The 795-nt window shown below is 37.4% G+C and carries 1 protein-coding gene; it reads left to right on the top strand.

Features of this window, described 5'->3' with window-relative positions:
- The coding region (locus ACFIO3_RS14470; RefSeq protein ID WP_375704720.1) for a POTRA domain-containing protein at window positions 1–795 on the top strand (795 nt) is incomplete at both ends.

Raw genomic sequence — 795 nt, 5'->3', positions numbered from 1 at the left:
TGGTTATGCAGATTTTCGTGTAGTCTCTTCTAAAGCAACTTTTGATGCAGCAAGCAATACGTATAAAATTTCTTTTGTTCTTGATGAAGGGGCGCGTTATAAAATTAGTGATATTCAAGTTGAAAGTGATGTTGATGGAATTGACGTTCAATCTGTAAAAAGGATGCTTAAAACCCAGCCAGGTAATGTTTATAGTGCAGAAGATATTGAACAGTCTGTTGCAACTATTAATAACAAAGTTGCTGATTCGGGATATGCTTTTGCTAAAGTTGAACCGCGGGGAAATCGTAATTTAGCAAATCATACAATTTCAATTTTATATAATATTGAACAGGGTACACGTGCTTATATTCAGCGTATTGATATACGTGGTAATGAGAAAACGCGTGATTATGTCATTCGTCGTGAGATTGATTTGAATGAAGGAGATGCCTACAATCAAACTTTATTACAGCGGGCAAAACGTCGTCTAGAAAGTTTAGGTTTTTTCAAAGCCGTTAATATTTCAATGGTTCCTACCGAGCAATCTGACCAAGTTGTTTTGGTGATAGATGTCGTTGAAGCTTCAACAGGAGATCTCTCTCTTTCAGGGGGGTATACAACGGGGGGAACAAGTCCTGGTATGTCACTTGAAGTTTCTGTTACTGAACGTAATCTTGGGGGACGTGGTCAATATGTTCGTTTAGGATTAGGTGCGGGGCAAGAAAAATCTCGTAATTATAATTTATCATTTGTTGATCCTTATTTCTTAGGGTATCGTTTATCTGCTGGCGTTGATGTTTTTCGTAGTACTTA

It is taken from the genome of Bartonella sp. AD328YNZD (genome assembly GCF_042196425.1).
Note: the sequence above shows the minus strand (reverse complement) of the source record. Positions and strands in the feature narration are given on the sequence as shown.